8 protein-coding genes are annotated in these 16,038 nt (G+C 44.1%); all 8 read right to left on the reverse strand.

What is annotated here, in order from left to right:
* Positions 1–40: 40 nt before the first annotated feature.
* The gene (locus tag AS141_RS08245; protein WP_057937159.1) at positions 41–1,585 is read right to left on the reverse strand and encodes a glycoside hydrolase family 43 protein; all 1,545 of its coding nucleotides are present in this window, start codon (positions 1,583–1,585) and stop codon (positions 41–43) included.
* Entirely contained in the window at positions 1,578–3,731 is a 2,154-nt protein-coding gene (locus AS141_RS08250) for a beta-L-arabinofuranosidase domain-containing protein (protein ID WP_057937160.1), read from the reverse strand. The genes AS141_RS08245 and AS141_RS08250 overlap by 8 nt, the downstream gene beginning before the upstream one ends.
* Before the next feature lie 201 nt (positions 3,732–3,932).
* A complete protein-coding gene (locus tag AS141_RS08255; protein WP_057937161.1) occupies positions 3,933–6,023 on the reverse strand; it encodes a CehA/McbA family metallohydrolase domain-containing protein in 2,091 nt (696 codons plus the stop codon).
* Positions 6,024–6,035: 12 nt separating this feature from the next.
* Entirely contained in the window at positions 6,036–7,079 is a 1,044-nt protein-coding gene (locus AS141_RS08260; RefSeq protein WP_057937162.1) for a family 43 glycosylhydrolase, read from the reverse strand.
* Between the two features lie 327 nt (positions 7,080–7,406).
* The gene (locus tag AS141_RS08265; RefSeq protein WP_057937163.1) at positions 7,407–10,307 is read right to left on the reverse strand and encodes a M1 family aminopeptidase; all 2,901 of its coding nucleotides are present in this window, start codon (positions 10,305–10,307) and stop codon (positions 7,407–7,409) included.
* Positions 10,308–10,426: 119 nt separating this feature from the next.
* Positions 10,427–11,575 carry a helix-turn-helix domain-containing protein gene (locus tag AS141_RS08270; RefSeq protein ID WP_057937164.1) on the reverse strand — a complete coding sequence of 383 codons (1,149 nt, stop codon included), beginning with the start codon at positions 11,573–11,575 and terminating at the stop codon, positions 10,427–10,429.
* A 136-nt stretch (positions 11,576–11,711) separates the two neighbouring features.
* On the reverse strand, positions 11,712–13,088 hold the full coding sequence (gene radA, locus AS141_RS08275; protein WP_057937165.1) for a DNA repair protein RadA: 1,377 nt from the start codon (positions 13,086–13,088) through the stop codon (positions 11,712–11,714).
* 103 nt (positions 13,089–13,191) lie between these two features.
* Positions 13,192–16,020, reverse strand: coding sequence for a DNA polymerase I (gene polA, locus AS141_RS08280; RefSeq protein WP_057937166.1), 2,829 nt, complete (start codon positions 16,018–16,020; stop codon positions 13,192–13,194).
* Between the last annotated feature and the right edge of the window lie 18 nt (positions 16,021–16,038).

Consider the following 16,038-nt stretch of genomic DNA (forward strand, 5'->3'; position numbering starts at 1 on the left):
CTCACTGAAATACGAAACTATTTTTACTTATTTATTTCTCTTAATAAATCCTCACTTCCTTAAAATGCGCATAAGCGTCTGTTGTTCCTTTGGCTACCAATCCCAGTCTGAAACCCATCCCCCAAGGAACCAAATGCTTTACATCTTGCTCCTCACCAACTTGGATTGTTTTTCCATCTACACTAGCTGAAGTGGTCATTCTGTAACCGTCTTTCATGGTTAAGATAAGCTTCACTTCCTTATTAGAAGGGATTGTTTCCGTAGCAATTTCCCTAGTCTCTTGGTTGATTGTCTCCCAGAGAACTAGCTGGTTTCCCTTCACGGAGATGCCCATTCCCGCCGGTGGAGCTCCGAAACCATTGTTTGCTCCACCAATAACTGCTAATCCTGCCGAAGCTTCTCCATCCGGAATAACCGTTGCTTCATATTGATAATCGAGTGATTTAGTGCCTTGCACGAGTAGCGTTCCCAACGTTTCATTCTCTTGCGAAGCCTGAAGCTTGAGCCCTTTTTTGCCGGTTTCATATTGGATATCCTGTGTCACTCTCCATTGCCATACCGGATCCAATCTCTTTTTGAAATTGTCCGTAAATTCCAATGAGGCTTTGCTGCGCTCGTAACCTGCCTTATTTGCCAGAATAGGCCAGCCATCAGCTGTCCACTGGATTTTTTCCAAGACTCCCTGACGTCCTACATACACGCTTCCCTCTGTGTTGTAGGCATGGTATAGGATCCAGAGCTCGCCGCCTTTCTCTACCACTGTGCCATGCCCTGCACATTTCCAGTTCTCATTGTCCTTGAGTACCGGGTTCATGTCATACTTCTCCCAAGGGCCCAAAAGTGATTTGCTTCGGGCAACTCCAGTGACATAATCGCAGGTGATTTCACAGCAGCCACGTGCCGAATAGGTGGCGTAGAAGTAGCCGTTTTTCCGGAAAATAGCTACACCTTCCACCAGTCCTCCTTCCCAAGGCTGATCGTTACGAAAAAGCTCATGCTTCTCACCGACCAGTTCGGTCCTACTTTCATTTATTTTCTGTGCCCAGATGGGAGTTTTTTGGCCTTTGCTGTTTCCATCTTCTTTCCAAAGGACATAGATATTGCCGTTTTCGTCCTTGGCCTCGAATGCATCAATGGAACCATATTCCTGTGCTACAAGCGGGCCATGATCTGTGAATTTGCTTTCAGGGGATTCCGCGCTCGCCACCGCCACACTCAGACGGTTGCTGTCTTTGTCCCTAGCGGTATAGTAGGCATAAATTTTTCCCTGACTTTCATCGTAAGAAAGTTCCGGCGCCCAAAAGTTATTCTTCGCCCAGCCAGGGGCACCGTCAGGAAAAATGTAATTCACCAGTTCCCAATTTACTAAATCGGTTGACTTGAAAATAGGAAAAAGTGGTGCCCACTCATTTGAAGTGGCGGAAGCATAGTAGTACTTTCCGATTTTCACTACGGTGGGATCAGGCCGATCCCCCGCCAATACAGGATTGTCAAAACCTCGGTTTTGGGCAAAACTATGATTGGTGGTTACTACCAAAAGCAGGAGAGTTGTAACAACTCCAAGGAAGCTAAAAAGCCTATTCATTATTCTGTGGATTATTGTCTAATTGGGGAAAAGCAGTGATCCGTAACCTCGCAGCACCCATAGGCACCAGCGTCACATCCACCACAGGCTGGAGAGAGGTCTTTGGCAGGTCTTTTAATTCACCTACCAGTCCATACTGATCCAATTTCCATTCAGGAATCTGTCGGGCTTTGGCTACGATTTTAATAGGAACTTCTTCTAGCGTAAACGGAAAATCAGACTTTGGCCAATGTCCTTTCATTACTTCAAATGAGGAAGCTGGATTAGTTTCATCGATCACCAAACTGTAGTTCCAATCAGTAACGGGATGAATCTCCCATGACGGCCACTTCTTTGTGTCTGCACCTTTCTGCCACTTGGAATCCCATTGTGCTGTCTGGTCACTGTCTTTTTTAAAATATTTTTCTCTGATTTTAAGAGCGTATGTCAATGGGCCTCGGCTCACGCTGAGACTGTTACTGTTTTTCTCCCAAGTTTTGGTATGGATTTCCATTGGAAGTGTCAGCGCGACTTGGTCTCCGCCTGACCAGGTCCTGCTAATTCTGGCATAGCCGATCCCAGAAATATCTTCTTTCAATAACTCGCCATTTACTGTAACCGTAGCTCCTTTTGCCCAAGCGGGAATTCGTAAGTAAAGTGGGAATTCAACCGGCTTTTCCGAACTGATGGCAAATTTGATTTCTTCTTCAAAGGGATAATGAGTTGTTTCTTCTATGGTTACTTCAGTTCCATCACCAACTTTTACCTTCACTTTGCTTGCGCCATAAAGGGCTGCCACGACTCCATTGTCAGGAGTTGCCATCCATAGATTCTCAATGAAGTATGGCCACCCCTGTGCATGATTATGCTGACAGCAACGGGATGAGAAAGGGTTCATCATCAAGAACGGGCCGCTATTGGCAATCCCAGGAGAATGGTTCTCTGCATCCAGAAGCACCATATTTGGTGAAGTGATGTAATGCAACGCCTTGAAATCTGGCATCACCGCCGCCGGATATGTGTTAAACGCGACTTCTTCTGCATGATCTGCCCAGAACGGATCTCCTGTAATCCTCAATAAATGCTCATCGGAGTTCATCTGCTCTACCATTCCGCAGGTTTCTACTCCTTGTCGCGGGTCAGCATAGCCAGGCCGCGCATTTTCATCCGAACCGAACATTCCCCCGGGAACCTGACCAAAATGATTCCGGATAATTTTGAAATTCTCATAGGTTGCCTGAAGATCCTTTTCGTCTTTGGTCAGTAAATAATACTGTGCGGGCTCGCGAAATGCCTGCGCATGGTTGACATTGTGCCAATCCACCTGATCCCGGTACCAGTCTGGAACTTCCCCACCATCCCGAACTTCATAGTGGTTCTTGATCTGCTCAAGTGGCAAATCTCTTCCTCTCCAATTTGATGTGTTTTGGTGGATTTTCTCTGCCAATTCCAGCAAGAATTCTTCCCCTGTTCGATTATAAAGCCAGATTACGCTGTGTAGATTATCACCGCCACGAAGCTGTTGCCAGTATCCTTCCAAAAATTCTTCATCCGGAACAGTCAGTTCGTATTTGAAATAATTGGTCATCAAATCGATCACCCGATCATCGGCTGAATATTCATAATAAGACTGAAGACAATAGAGCATGATCATTTTGGCCCAGAAATCAGGATGATCACCATCCATCAATCTCGGGCCAAAATCACCATTTTCCCGCTGGCTATTCAGCACGCTTTCCAGCCAGATCATGGACTCGTCGATCATGGCCTGGTCCTCCATGATGTAGCCGATATTGGCATAGCCTTTCAACCAATAGGGGACTTCCTCCCAACCCCATTCGCCGGTGCCATCCTTAGAAAGCCAAGCATTATTTTCTTTTTGAAGCCAGGCGGAAATTTCTCCAAGATTCCCGGTCAAGCCGTTTTTCTGACGAATAAGATATTCCTTCAAAAAACCTTCAGGCTTTACAGCACCAACCGGAAGCTTGATTAAGGCACTTGGGACAAGAGGTGTACGGTTACTTATGTAAAACTGATTTGTTTTTTCCGAAGGGATGCGGTCCACAAGAGTAACCACCCCATCCTCAGAGATAAATTTACCATTACAAGCTACCAGCCCCGTTATTAGCAGTGTTACAAGAGAGTTTTTAAAGAGGCTTCTTGACATTTTTAGGAGGTTTTGGAACAATGAAAGTTCCTGAAATCGCAACACCTTGTTTCAAACTAGGTTTGATTTTAGTTGTGTTTCGAGTATATGTCTTTTTCATAATAGGTTTGGGTTAAAATTGAAAATTGTAAACAGTTTAACCCTTAAAGTTAAGACAGCTGGCTTAGAATGAAAACTTTAAACTCATTCTAATTGCCATTTTTATTCAATCCATACAGGCTGAGTGAATGCACCATTGGCAGCCACATCCCAGACTTCTAACCGTACCCATTTTTTACCTTTCAAATCTACCTTGAACTGAAAGTCTTGCTTACCAAAAGATTGCGTATCATTCAGATCAATTTTCTTTCGGAAAACCTCTTCCCCATCTCCATAGATGATCTCGGCATAGTTCAGAGGAAATGTCCAATCAATAGTTACTTTAACATCAGCTGTGGAATTTCCCATGGATTTGAGCGTTTCTCCACTGCTTTTCCCATTCACTGTAAATAAAGGCATCAAAATTTCACCAGTCCCTGAGAAAAATTTGCCTGTTTGCATCGCATCCAATACACTTTGCCATCCATCTTCAAATTTTGGAAGCTTGTCAAGCTGTAGGTAGTTGATATTCATGGGGCCATAAATCTCATAATCTGGCTCCAGTTTAAATAGGTCGGCTTCCGCAATTACATATTTTCGTTCGCCCCAGTTAGCCATATCATCCATCAGATCCAGTACTCTTCTTCCCATACTTGGCAGAGATAGGTCCGCGGGGATTACCTTCCAGGCTGCCCCGTTGAAAGTATTGGAGTGAAAGAATTCCTCCTCTTTATACTTATCTGGATATCCTGTAGAACCTTTTGTACGGGCATGGGCAGTCCAAGCTAGACCATTTTCAGCTTCTAGAAGCTGAAGCATTTCATCTTTGTTCCCTACCCGGTATACTTTGCCATATTCTTCTGTCTCTTCCACAAATGGTTGCCCTTCATCTCTTGACATTATCCAATAAACCGGTTTTGGAAACATATTCATCCAGTGCCCACCATAATGCACATTTGGCTCCTCTCCTGGAATCATCAGGAAGTCTCCAGTGGATAAGCGAGCGCTTTCCTCAAACATCAATTTCAATTCTGGCAATCTCCTCGGCCCTGAATCGCGTGGATTCCCAGCGAGATGATATTCACCCAAATGCATAATATTTACACCCATACCTCGCAAAGCTTTCACATGTCCAGGGATAGAAGGAATAGGCTTATGAGTCAAAATATCATCCATGTGCTCGGTATGAAAATGACTGGCCATCGTGCGGTATCCATCCAATGGCTTGTATTGATCAGCATGGGTGTATGCTTTTACATCCTCGAGAATCTGCCCGTCCTTGGAGCTGGATAAGAGCACAAAGAAATTCAGTCGCTGATTGGTATGAGGAGGAGCATTGAACCAGGGGACGTGACGGTTGTCACCCATCAGATCTTGCCTGATTCCCATTCCAAATCCTTCAGTCATATTTCTATAGTTGCTTCCAAACCATACATAGTTCAGGTTGTAGGCATTGTCCAATGGATAAAAATATTGGTGCGGTGCCGGAAATACTGCTATACTGCCTCCTTCACTTTCGCCTATGATTGTGCGGTATTTCACAGCAAGATTTGCAGCAGCTTGATCCACACCGGTATTTTGGGAAGACTGCAGGTAGCCATCTGTGTCAGACCAAAATACCTCTTCCCAGGACTTTTCTTTACCTACCAAACCGGCATCATAAATAATTGCCTTGGCATCTTCTGCGGTATTCATCACGGCAGCTATGTTCATCAGGGAACTGCCATGATAAAGGGTGATTTCCAGCCAGCCGTTAAAATTTCCAGCTTGCATAGAATCAATCCGGATGATAGTCCGTTGGCCATGACTTGTTACTTTAGCACCCTTTTTCTCTAACGAAACATTGAAAGCTTCAGAGGGTTTGTAGGCGGTTCGGTCAAAAAATATATTCCACCCACTTTCCTTGCTTAGATCCCGTTGGCCTACAGTCAGTAAAAAATGCGGATTAACCCGCTTTACAATAGCTGTCTTACCTTTATTATCCTCAATCTGCAATGCGGAGAAAAGGGGGCTTCCTTCGCTCATATCCAAGTTTAAAATACCTTTTTTCCCATTTCCAGCTGGCCAGGATAAAATGATGTTCTCATTTTGCTCGGTAACGGTGGCTCCATTTTTAGTGGAAAAATCATCCAGATCGACTTTATTTTGGGCATAAATTTGTTGAACGAGCGCGATCAGGCAAAAACTTAAAAGTAAATTTTTAGGTAATTTCATTGGGTTGGGTTGTTAGAATATGGGTGCGTGTTGTTTACTTGTACTTGGCTCGTGCCCGGCTATACTAGGCCATCCATCTGCCCAAAGAATTTTGTCCAGAAGAAGCACACGGCGATTTGTGCCATTATTTAGTTTCGGTTTTTCTTTGGACATGCCGTGATAAAGGAGCCAACTTTGACCTTTCTTATCTCGTACGATTTCAGCATTATGCCCAGGACCTGCGTAGCCACTTTTGTTTCTATTCGTGCCAACCACTAAAGTGCCGGCGTTTGTGTTTAGCATATTGTTACCCTTTTTGTCAAAATAGGGGCCTTGCAAATTTTCAGATCTTCCTACCAAAACTTTATAGGTGCTATTTGCTCCTTCGCAGCAAGTACCTGCGGAACCAAATAAGTAAAAATATCCATCTTTTTGGAATATATAGGCAGCTTCAAGATGATCGCCTGCAAGTTGAATTTTTTCTCCTGTTGGCTTTTTACCGTCAGCTGTCAGTTCTGTCAGATACAATCCATGAAAGCTTCCCCAGATAAGAAATTTCTTATGGTTTTCTTCGATATAAAACGGGTCTATAGAATTAGGAACCCCAATCTCCTCTGAATCAAACACCTTCCCCTGATCAACAAAAGGTCCTTCTGGGGAATCAGCGATTGCTAATCCGATTCCCGGATTTGGATCTCCCCAAGTCGAAAAGGAGTAATACATGAAAAACTGCTCACCTACTTGCGTGACATCTGGGGCCCAAATACCCCCACGGTCTTTCCAGGTTGGTTTTTTGGCCATCGAATTACCCACCAATTCCCAGTTGACAAGATCTTCAGACCTGATCACGGGGACCAAATGGTATCCGCCCTCTTCTCCCCAATTATCTTCGGTACCATACGCATAGAATTGTTCGCCAACCTTTACCACAGTCGGATCTGCCAATACCGGTTCAAAGACCGGGTTGGTGTAGGTTAGCGTATCTCCTGCCTCCGGGATCATAGCAGTGGTCACTTCGCTAGCTGGATTATAATTACAAGCTAGGCTTAGTAGAACAATGGCGAGGGTAAAATTCATAGTAGAAGAATTTTTATATACCAATAATATAAGAAAAAAAGGAGGGGGGTATATATCTGGCGGGAGAGTCTGAAAAGTTGACGATATAATGACATTTATCAGCTCCATAGCGTAATGGAGGCTGGTTATATCGGAATAGGTATGACAAAATGGAACTTATTGTTTGTTCCGATTTCTTCAAAGGGAGCGTCTACTTTCAAAGGTTGACATGCTTTGTTTCTCCTATTTTTTAAGTTTGTGCTTTGTGTCGGCATGGGATAGAGCCCAACCTTAATTCCAGTGTCAGTCGTGACCCCGGCATTTTACGCCTGATCTACCCAAGTATATTTAATTGGTCACACTATTCCCCACCCGGGCAAACTCCAACAAAAAACTCTTTTCATCAACTTGAAAATCTTCCATTTCTCCTTCTGTCACCAGAATTTTCTGCCACGTTGTTGTCGGAAACAGCAGTTCCTTCTCTCCATTTTTCAAGGAATAAATGACTGGAATAGTTAGTGGACCTAAGTCAATATTCAACCGGTAATTTGCATAGAAACCACCCTCAGTCTGTTCAAGGAAGTACTCCAATTTTGGGAGACTGACCTCATTCAGGTAATAATCGAAGAATAGGGTAAAATCCTTTCCAGAACGCTCATTGAGAAGGTTGAGAACGTCCGAAGTATCAATGACCTGGTACTTGAATTTGCTTTGGATTTCCTTCAGAAAAGCAAACCAGACTCCATCATTAGCCACAATTTTGCGAATGGAATTTAGAAAGTGTGCGCCTTTGTCATACATCGACCAGAGGTCGTAATGAACATGATTTACGCCAAACTTTCCTATGATAGGGCTATTCTCTCCCTCCTTCGGCCATATAGAATTGATGTAAATTTGACCGGACTCGTAGCCAAAGCGATCCTCAATAAAAAGCACTTCAGAATAGGTTGCAAAGGCTTCATGAATCCAAAGCTCTGCATTGTCCCCACAGCTCACGCTGTTTCCCCACCATTCATGGGCAAATTCATGGAGTAGAATCTGTGAAGGAATCCAGCTTTTTTCAAAATCCTCATCAGTAAACTTACTCCAGTCTTTCTCCTCCTGTCGAAAAAACTCGGTACCCAAAGCCACCGCACTCTGATGCTCCATTGGGTGGGGAGTTTCTAGAAATTTAATCCCATCACGTGGAAATGGATATGCGCCAAAATACTTTTCATACGTTTCCAAAACAGGCACAATGAAATCGCTCTTGACTTCGGTGATTTCCTGATGGCCTTTCAGGAAGTGATATTCCACGTCCAGTTCACCTTCCAGCGAAGAAACCAGTTTCGTCACAGTCTCATAGTTCCCTATGTTCAGGATCATGTTGTAGTTGTTGATAGGGTAACTCACAGTCCATGTGGAGCGGGTTTTCCCGTTTCCCAAACTTAGGGTTTCGATTTTTCTTCCGTTGGAAATGGCTTTCAGGTCTGAAGGAAAAGTAACGCTGATCCGTGCAGAATCAGGCTCATCTGACAGATGGTCCTTGTTTGGCCACCAGCCACTTGCCCCATATCCTTGACAAATTGCTTGAATAAATGGATTACCTTCCTCGTCCTTAATCCACAGAAAAGAAGCATACATAGGAGTCATCGGATCGTAGTCCAAGGGTCTCCCACGGAAATACACATGGACTTCCTCAGTGGATTCTACCTTCAACACCTCCGGAAAATCTATGTAAACCGCATCATGTTCCCTGGAAAAAGAAAGGGATTGGGATCGGTGCACAATGCTGTCAATGTCCATTTTAGAATATAGATCCAGCTGGATCCTATCCTTAGGTTCGATCACCCTGAATCTCACCAAACTGCTCCCGGTGATGAGCTCTTCCTCCGTGAAAACCTCCACATCCAGGTGATAAAATTCCACATCAAAAGCCGTCCGGATCGGAGTCAAGGTTCCTTTCAGCGTATCGAATTTTGAAAAGACATAAGGCTTGGTTTCCATTTCGGGAGATTTGAATCCGTACATTTTTTCGTCCATTTCTACCCCTCTACTACTATCAAAATCCCTCCAAAAATCAGCACGGTAATTTTTCTCAAAATACGAATTGGCCTGACCTACATCATGGGGTAAGAAAACAATGTCTTGGCCTTTCGGCATCCCCGATTCATATTCGGTTTTGTAGTGAAGGGTTTGCACCAAGGGCACATGATCCATCCCCCTTTTCTTGCTTGTGACTACAAAATGTTTGCTGGAATTGACCTCATCAAAAATCCATTTCCCGTCTTTATATCGGTATTGGATCACCTCTCTCCATTCCCCTTCATTGTAGTGAAATCTATATAAATTCGTCACCACTTGATAGCCGAATTCGTTGGTGAGATCCTTGAAAAGCTTGGGGCTGGACCGGAAGTCAACTTTCACAAATGCCAGCGTCTCCTGATCCAGGTAGATGTGTCCCAACCATACCCCATATTTCTTTTTTTTAATGGGGAATATTCTGATTTTGTAAGTGGGTCGGCCATCGAGGATGACCGGATCTTCCAACTCATAGGTGTAGCTACTGACAAACTCCCTCATCTGCCAGTTCGAAGTAAAATCCCTCGCCAGATCCCGGTTCAATAGCAGATAGGAATTGAGCTCCCAAGGCGTCAGCAGCATGATTTTCCAGTCGTCAAATTCTGAAGGCTTGGTTCGGACTTCACGCACATGGATCGAATCACTGACCAGATCCTGTTGCTCATTATGCATCGCGTAAGGAGGCTTGATGAGATCGATGAATGCCTCGGTATATCTGAGATTTTTCCCGTCCAGCAGCGTGAAATTTTTAAAATAGCCCTGAAGGAAAGCGCTGTCTGTGCCGTAGTTTTCAAGAATCCGACGGCCAGCTTCCCGGATAAGTTCGGTTGGATCCTCAGGCTTTATTTCCACTCCATCGAGTTCCAAAAACTCCTCCGTCAATTCCACTTTCACCACGCCAAGAGCTGGTGACCACACCATATATACAGTTTTGAAGCCCATGCAGGAAAAAATCACCGGAGTACCTGCTTGAATATTATTGGGCAGGGTGAGCTCAAAGTTTCCTTTTAGCCCCGCGATGGCTCCTTTATCCAAATCCGGAAAATAGATATGTGCAAAAGGGACTTCTTCTTGAGTTGCGAGATTGACTACTTTTCCCCTGAAAACATGTTGCTGTGCAAAAATCTCCGTTGCGATGCCAAGGCAGCAGAAAAGGAGGATGTGAAATTTCAGATAAAGTTGGTTCATTAGATTGAAGCTAAACAGTAGGATTCGTGCTTCAAAAAACGGGAATACAAGCTAAGTGGCGAACATTTTTCATGCTCAAAACCTCTCAAATCCTGATTTGAGAGGTTTCTTCCAATTTCTCAATTGTTTTGGGATAATTTTAGCCGGTTGGCAAAAACCTTTGGCGTCACTCCTTTCATCTTTTTGAAAGTCCTTTGGAAAGTGGCGGGAGAATTAAAACCGCATTGAGAAGCCAGTCCGATCAGTGTCAGCTTGCTGTTTTCTTCTTTTTGGATTTCGGTGCAAAATGCCTCGACACGAAATGAATTCACGAAATCATTGAAATTTGATCTTGCTTGTTGGTTGAGTGTGAGAGAAATCAACTTGGGAGCGATGCCCGTATGGCTTGCCAAAATAGCTAGGCTTAGTTCCGGATTTAGGTAGAGCTTGTCCACTTCCATTGCATGGGTGATCAGGCGGAGACTTTTAGCTGATTCACCATTTTGGGAAATTTCCGTCGAAGGCATTAAGTTTGGTTCAGGAAAGTGGATAGTTTTCAATTTAGAATACCCTACTATCGCGATCCAGTAGAGAAAAATCACCAAGAAAATCTCCACGGGGTAATAGTATGACCAGTTGTATGGCCATTCCAGTACATAAGGCACCAACAAGGTAGCCGTCCAAAGCACACCTAATAGGGTTTGAAAAACAAGCAGCTTTTTTACCCAGGACCTGATTTCCCGACTTCGGAGAACCGTCTTTCTATCTGTTCTTCTTTCTTCCTGATCACCTGAAAAATCCCGCAAAGCCAATCCGGTAAAAATCAGGAAAAAGAGCAAACTCCAAGGCTCACTGTAGCTTAGGTAAAGATTCATCGTCCATTCCAGCCAATGCCTCATGTCAAAAATGCGCAATAGGTTGAACAGTGTAGCGATCCAACCTATTGTCAGCACCAAGAGCTGGAAAAAGAAGGGAGTGAAAAAAAGCGCTTTTTTTGCTTTGGAAACCTGGGTGTCTCTTAAATAAAGGGCATTGAAATAGAGGTAAAAAGAAGGCCCCAGTAAAAAGATCGTCACAAATGGGTAAAAGTCAAAGAAAGAAAAATAGTCTTCCAATCCTGAACTCCAGTTGAAAGTTTCCAGGCCATTGTAAACCATGGCTACTATCACCAGACCCAAGTAAAATGTTCCGGGGTGGCGCTTGGAAGTGAAAAGCACAACTGAAAAAATCAATCCCTGGATCGCACCGAAAAGAATCAGAATATTTATTAGGCTCAGATGAAGATTCATACATTTATTGTTAATCTACTTCATTGAATACAGATCATATCCTTTTATTAGGACTAAGAATAGAACTTTGCCATTTTCGTTCGTATGATCATTCCTTGGTAAAAATACCGGTAATTGATAGGCAGCTATTACACATTCATTGAAAAATCTTCTGATAAACCTCTTCCAGTTTACTTACAGCCATTACTTCAATTTTATATTTAGCTAGATCAAGTCCTTTGACGGCGTATTTTGAGACAATAATTTTTTTGAAGCCTAATTTCTCCGCCTCTGCGATACGGTTTTCAATTCGATGGACAGCACGTATTTCTCCTCCCAAACCAACTTCTGCGGCAAAGCAAATCTGCTCAGAAACCGGTGTATCTTCGTAGCTTGAAATCAAAGAAGCACAGACTGCCAGATCCAAAGCGGGGTCGTCCACTCTAAGACCTCCTGCGACATTCAGAAATACATCCTGCTGGCCAAGTCGCATTCCACCTCGCTTTTCCAAAACAGCCAACAACATATTGAGGCGCTTGGCATCGTGTCCTGTGCTACTTCGCTGGGGGGTTCCATAAGTAGCGGGACTTACCAGTGACTGGATTTCTATCAGCAGAGGACGGTTTCCCTCCATCATAGCCCCGATGGCCACACCGTTGAGTACTTCTTCCCGCTGGGTAAGGAGGATTTCAGAAGGATTGGCTACTGGCCGAAGACCTTCTACCCGCATCTCGTAGATTCCGAGTTCATGCGTGGATCCAAAGCGGTTTTTAGAAGTTCTCAAAATTCTATAGCTCATATGTCTGTCTCCTTCAAACTGCAGAACTGTATCCACCATATGCTCCAAGACTTTTGGACCGGCGATAGATCCGTCTTTGGTGATATGCCCGATCAGAAAGACAGGGGTTCCGGTTTCCTTTGCAAACTTCATTAATTCCGCAGTACATTCCCGTACCTGCGAAACTGAACCAGCGGCTGATTCTACATATTGAGAGGTTAATGTCTGTATAGAATCTATAATCAGTAAATCAGGCTTGAGCGCTTCGATCTGCTGGAAAATCTGCTGGGTATTGGTCTCAGAAAGCACGTAGCATTCAGGATTCTTTGCTTCCATCCGATCAGCCCGCATCTTAATCTGCGCCTCGCTTTCCTCTCCGGAGACGTATAGAATCTTTTTTCCTGTTAATATCAAGGCAATCTGAAGCATCAGTGTGGACTTACCGATTCCAGGTTCTCCACCGATCAGCACGAGCGAACCGGGTACAATTCCCCCTCCTAAAACCCGATCAAGTTCAGCATCACCAGTAACATACCGTGGCTGTTCCTCGTAATTGACTTCCTGGATTTTCTTTGGAACACTGGCCTTTTTAGTGCCAGCGGTTGGAGACTTCCACGTTCCCTTGCCGGATTCTTCCTTCTGGATTACTTCTTCCACATAGGTATTCCATTCCCCGCAGGCAGGACATTTCCCCAACCATTTCGGGCTTTGAGCCCCACAGTTTTGACAGAAGAAAGTGGTTTTTATTTTGGCCATTGGGGAGGTATGATATACGAATTAAGATTTATGAGATTGAGGAACTTCAGAAGTGAAACCGGATCGTGAATAATGAAGTACTACTTACGACTTACTATTAAAATCAATGCGCCTGAAGCCAATCCGTTCCCGTACCTACTTCTACTTCCACCGGTACAGCCATTTGGATTGCATTTGACATCAATCCAGGCACGTTGGCTTTCAGAATTTCCACTTCATCCTTATGCGCATCAAAAACCAATTCATCGTGAACCTGAAGGATCATTTTTGATTTCAACTTCTCCTTTTTCATCCATTTATGCACATCAATCATGGCTACTTTGATCAAATCAGCAGCCGAACCCTGAATGGGTGCGTTGATGGCATTTCGCTCGGCAAAACCGCGCATGGTTACATTTCGGCTGTTGATATCCCTGAGATATCTGCGGCGACCAAGGATCGTCTCTACGTATTCGTGGGTCTTGGCTTTTTGTATGGCTCCATCCATATATTCTTTTACTGCTGGAAATTCCTTGAAATAGGAATCAATTATCTCCTTGGCTTCTCCGCGCGGAATGGATAAGCGCTGGGATAGGCCGAATGCGGAAATACCATAAATAATACCAAAATTGGCCGTTTTAGCTTTTCTACGCATATCTGAAGTCACTTCTTCAAGTGGAACCTGGAATATTTTAGCCGCAGTAGTGGCATGGATGTCACGGCCGGCCCGGAACGCTTCAATCATGGATTCATCTCCTGAAAAAGAAGCCATTATCCGAAGTTCGATTTGAGAATAATCGGCTGCTAAAAGGATATGATTTTCATCTCTTGGGACGAAAGCCTTACGGATCTCACGCCCACGGTCGGTGCGGATAGGAATGTTTTGAAGATTGGGGTTGATAGAGGAAAGCCTTCCTGTAGCTGCCACAAATTGGTTGTAGGTTGTATGAATCCTCCCTGTCTTGGAATTGATCATAGTAGGCAGGGCATCCACATAGGTAGATTTCAACTTGACCATCTGGCGGAAGTCCAAAATGTTCTGGATGATCTCGTGCTCATGGGCGAGTTTGCTGAGGACTTCCTCTCCGGTAGCATATTGGCCGGTTTTGGTTTTCTTAGCTTTGGGATCGAGCTTTAATTTGTCGAAAAGAACTTCTCCAAGTTGTTTTGGTGAGGCCAAATTAAAGCGGACTCCGGCCATTTCATAGACTTTGTTTTCTATTTCCCTGCTTTCATTTTCAAGTAAAACGGACATTTCAGCCAGACTTTCAGTGTCGATACGGACGCCCTCAAATTCCATGTCTGCAAGCACATTGATCAGCGGATTTTCTACCTCATCAAAAAGTTTTGTCAGGTTATTTTCCTTCAATAAAGGATCAAATTCTGCTTTCAGTCTTAGCGTGATATCCGCGTCCTCACTGGCGTAGGCTGTCACCTCATCTTCATCCACCTCCCGCATGTTTCCTTGACCCTTGCCCTTTTTTCCAATCAATTCGGTAATAGAAACCGGCTCATAATTTAAATATTGCTTAGCCAGCCAATCCATTGAATGCTTGCCGTCAGCGTCGATCAGGTAATGTGCCAGCATGGTATCGTAAAGGACGCCTTTCACATCGATGCCGTAATTTTTCAAAACCAGAATGTCGTACTTGATGTTCTGTCCGATTTTCAGGATAGATTCATTTTCAAAGACTGGTCTGAGCAGTTCCAGGATGGCCAAGGTTTCATCTCTATTCTCAGAACAGGGCAAGTAATAAGCTTCTCCAGTGACATAGGCAAAAGAAATCCCGACGAGTTCTGCTTCCATGGGGTTCACAGAAGTAGTTTCGGTATCAAAGCAAAGTTCTTTTTGAATTTCAAGAAATTCTACCAACTCTTTGACATCAGCCTCTCCTTTGATTTTATGGTAATTTTGTATGTTGCTGAGAATAGTATCGGGTGCTTTTTGCTCAACCACATTCACTGTTTCCTCTTCAAATTTAACTTCTACTGAAAGGGTAGCCGTGGGAGCAGGAGCTTCGCCAAAAAGGCCCAGCTGCTCATTTTTTTGGACTGCTGCTATCTTATCTGTGCCTTTGAATACCCGGGATGCCAGGGTTCGGAACTCAAGTTCTGTAAAGATGGCGCGGACTTTTTCCTCATTTATTCCCTCGTATTTCAGGTCTTCCTTTATGTAGGTTATGGGAACATCGCACTTGATCGTTGCCAACTCTTTTGAGAGAATTCCTTGGGCCGCAAATTTTTCCACATTTTCTTTTTGCTTGCCTTTGAGATCGGCTGTGTTTTTTACCAATTCTTCTACTGTCCCGTAAGTTTTCAGCAGTTTCACAGCGGTTTTTTGGCCTATGCCGGGAATTCCGGGGATATTGTCCACTGCATCACCCATCAGGCCCAGGATGTCCCTCACCTGATCCACACGCTCGATATCCCATTTGGCACAAATCTCCTTTGGCCCCATGATATCCACGCCATTGCCCATAAAAGAAGGCTTGTACAGGAAAATATGATCATCTACCAACTGTCCATAGTCCTTGTCAGGGGTCATCATATAGACGGTAAAATTCTGCTTTTCGGCCTGTTTTGCCAAGGTTCCGATGATATCATCAGCCTCGTAGCCATCCAACTCCAAAATCGGGATGTTGAAGGCCTTCACGATTTCTTTCACCCAGGGAATGGCAGTGGCGATATCTTCGGGCTGCTCCTGTCTGTTGGCTTTATAGGCTTCGAATTGGACATGTCTGAAGGTTGGGGCATGCGTATCGAATGCTACCCCAATATGGGTAGGTTTTTCCTTGTCGACGATTTCGAGCAGCGTATTTGTGAAGCCTAGCATTACGCCGGTATTCAGTCCTTTTGAGTTTATCCTTGGGTTCTTGCTGAAGGCGAAATGGGCTCTATAGATAAGCGCCATGGCATCGAGTAAAAAAAGCTTACAGGGCTGTTTTTGGGACATTTTAAGATGATTTTATGA

This window comes from Algoriphagus resistens, assembly GCF_001442615.1.
GTDB lineage: Bacteria > Bacteroidota > Bacteroidia > Cytophagales > Cyclobacteriaceae > Algoriphagus > Algoriphagus resistens.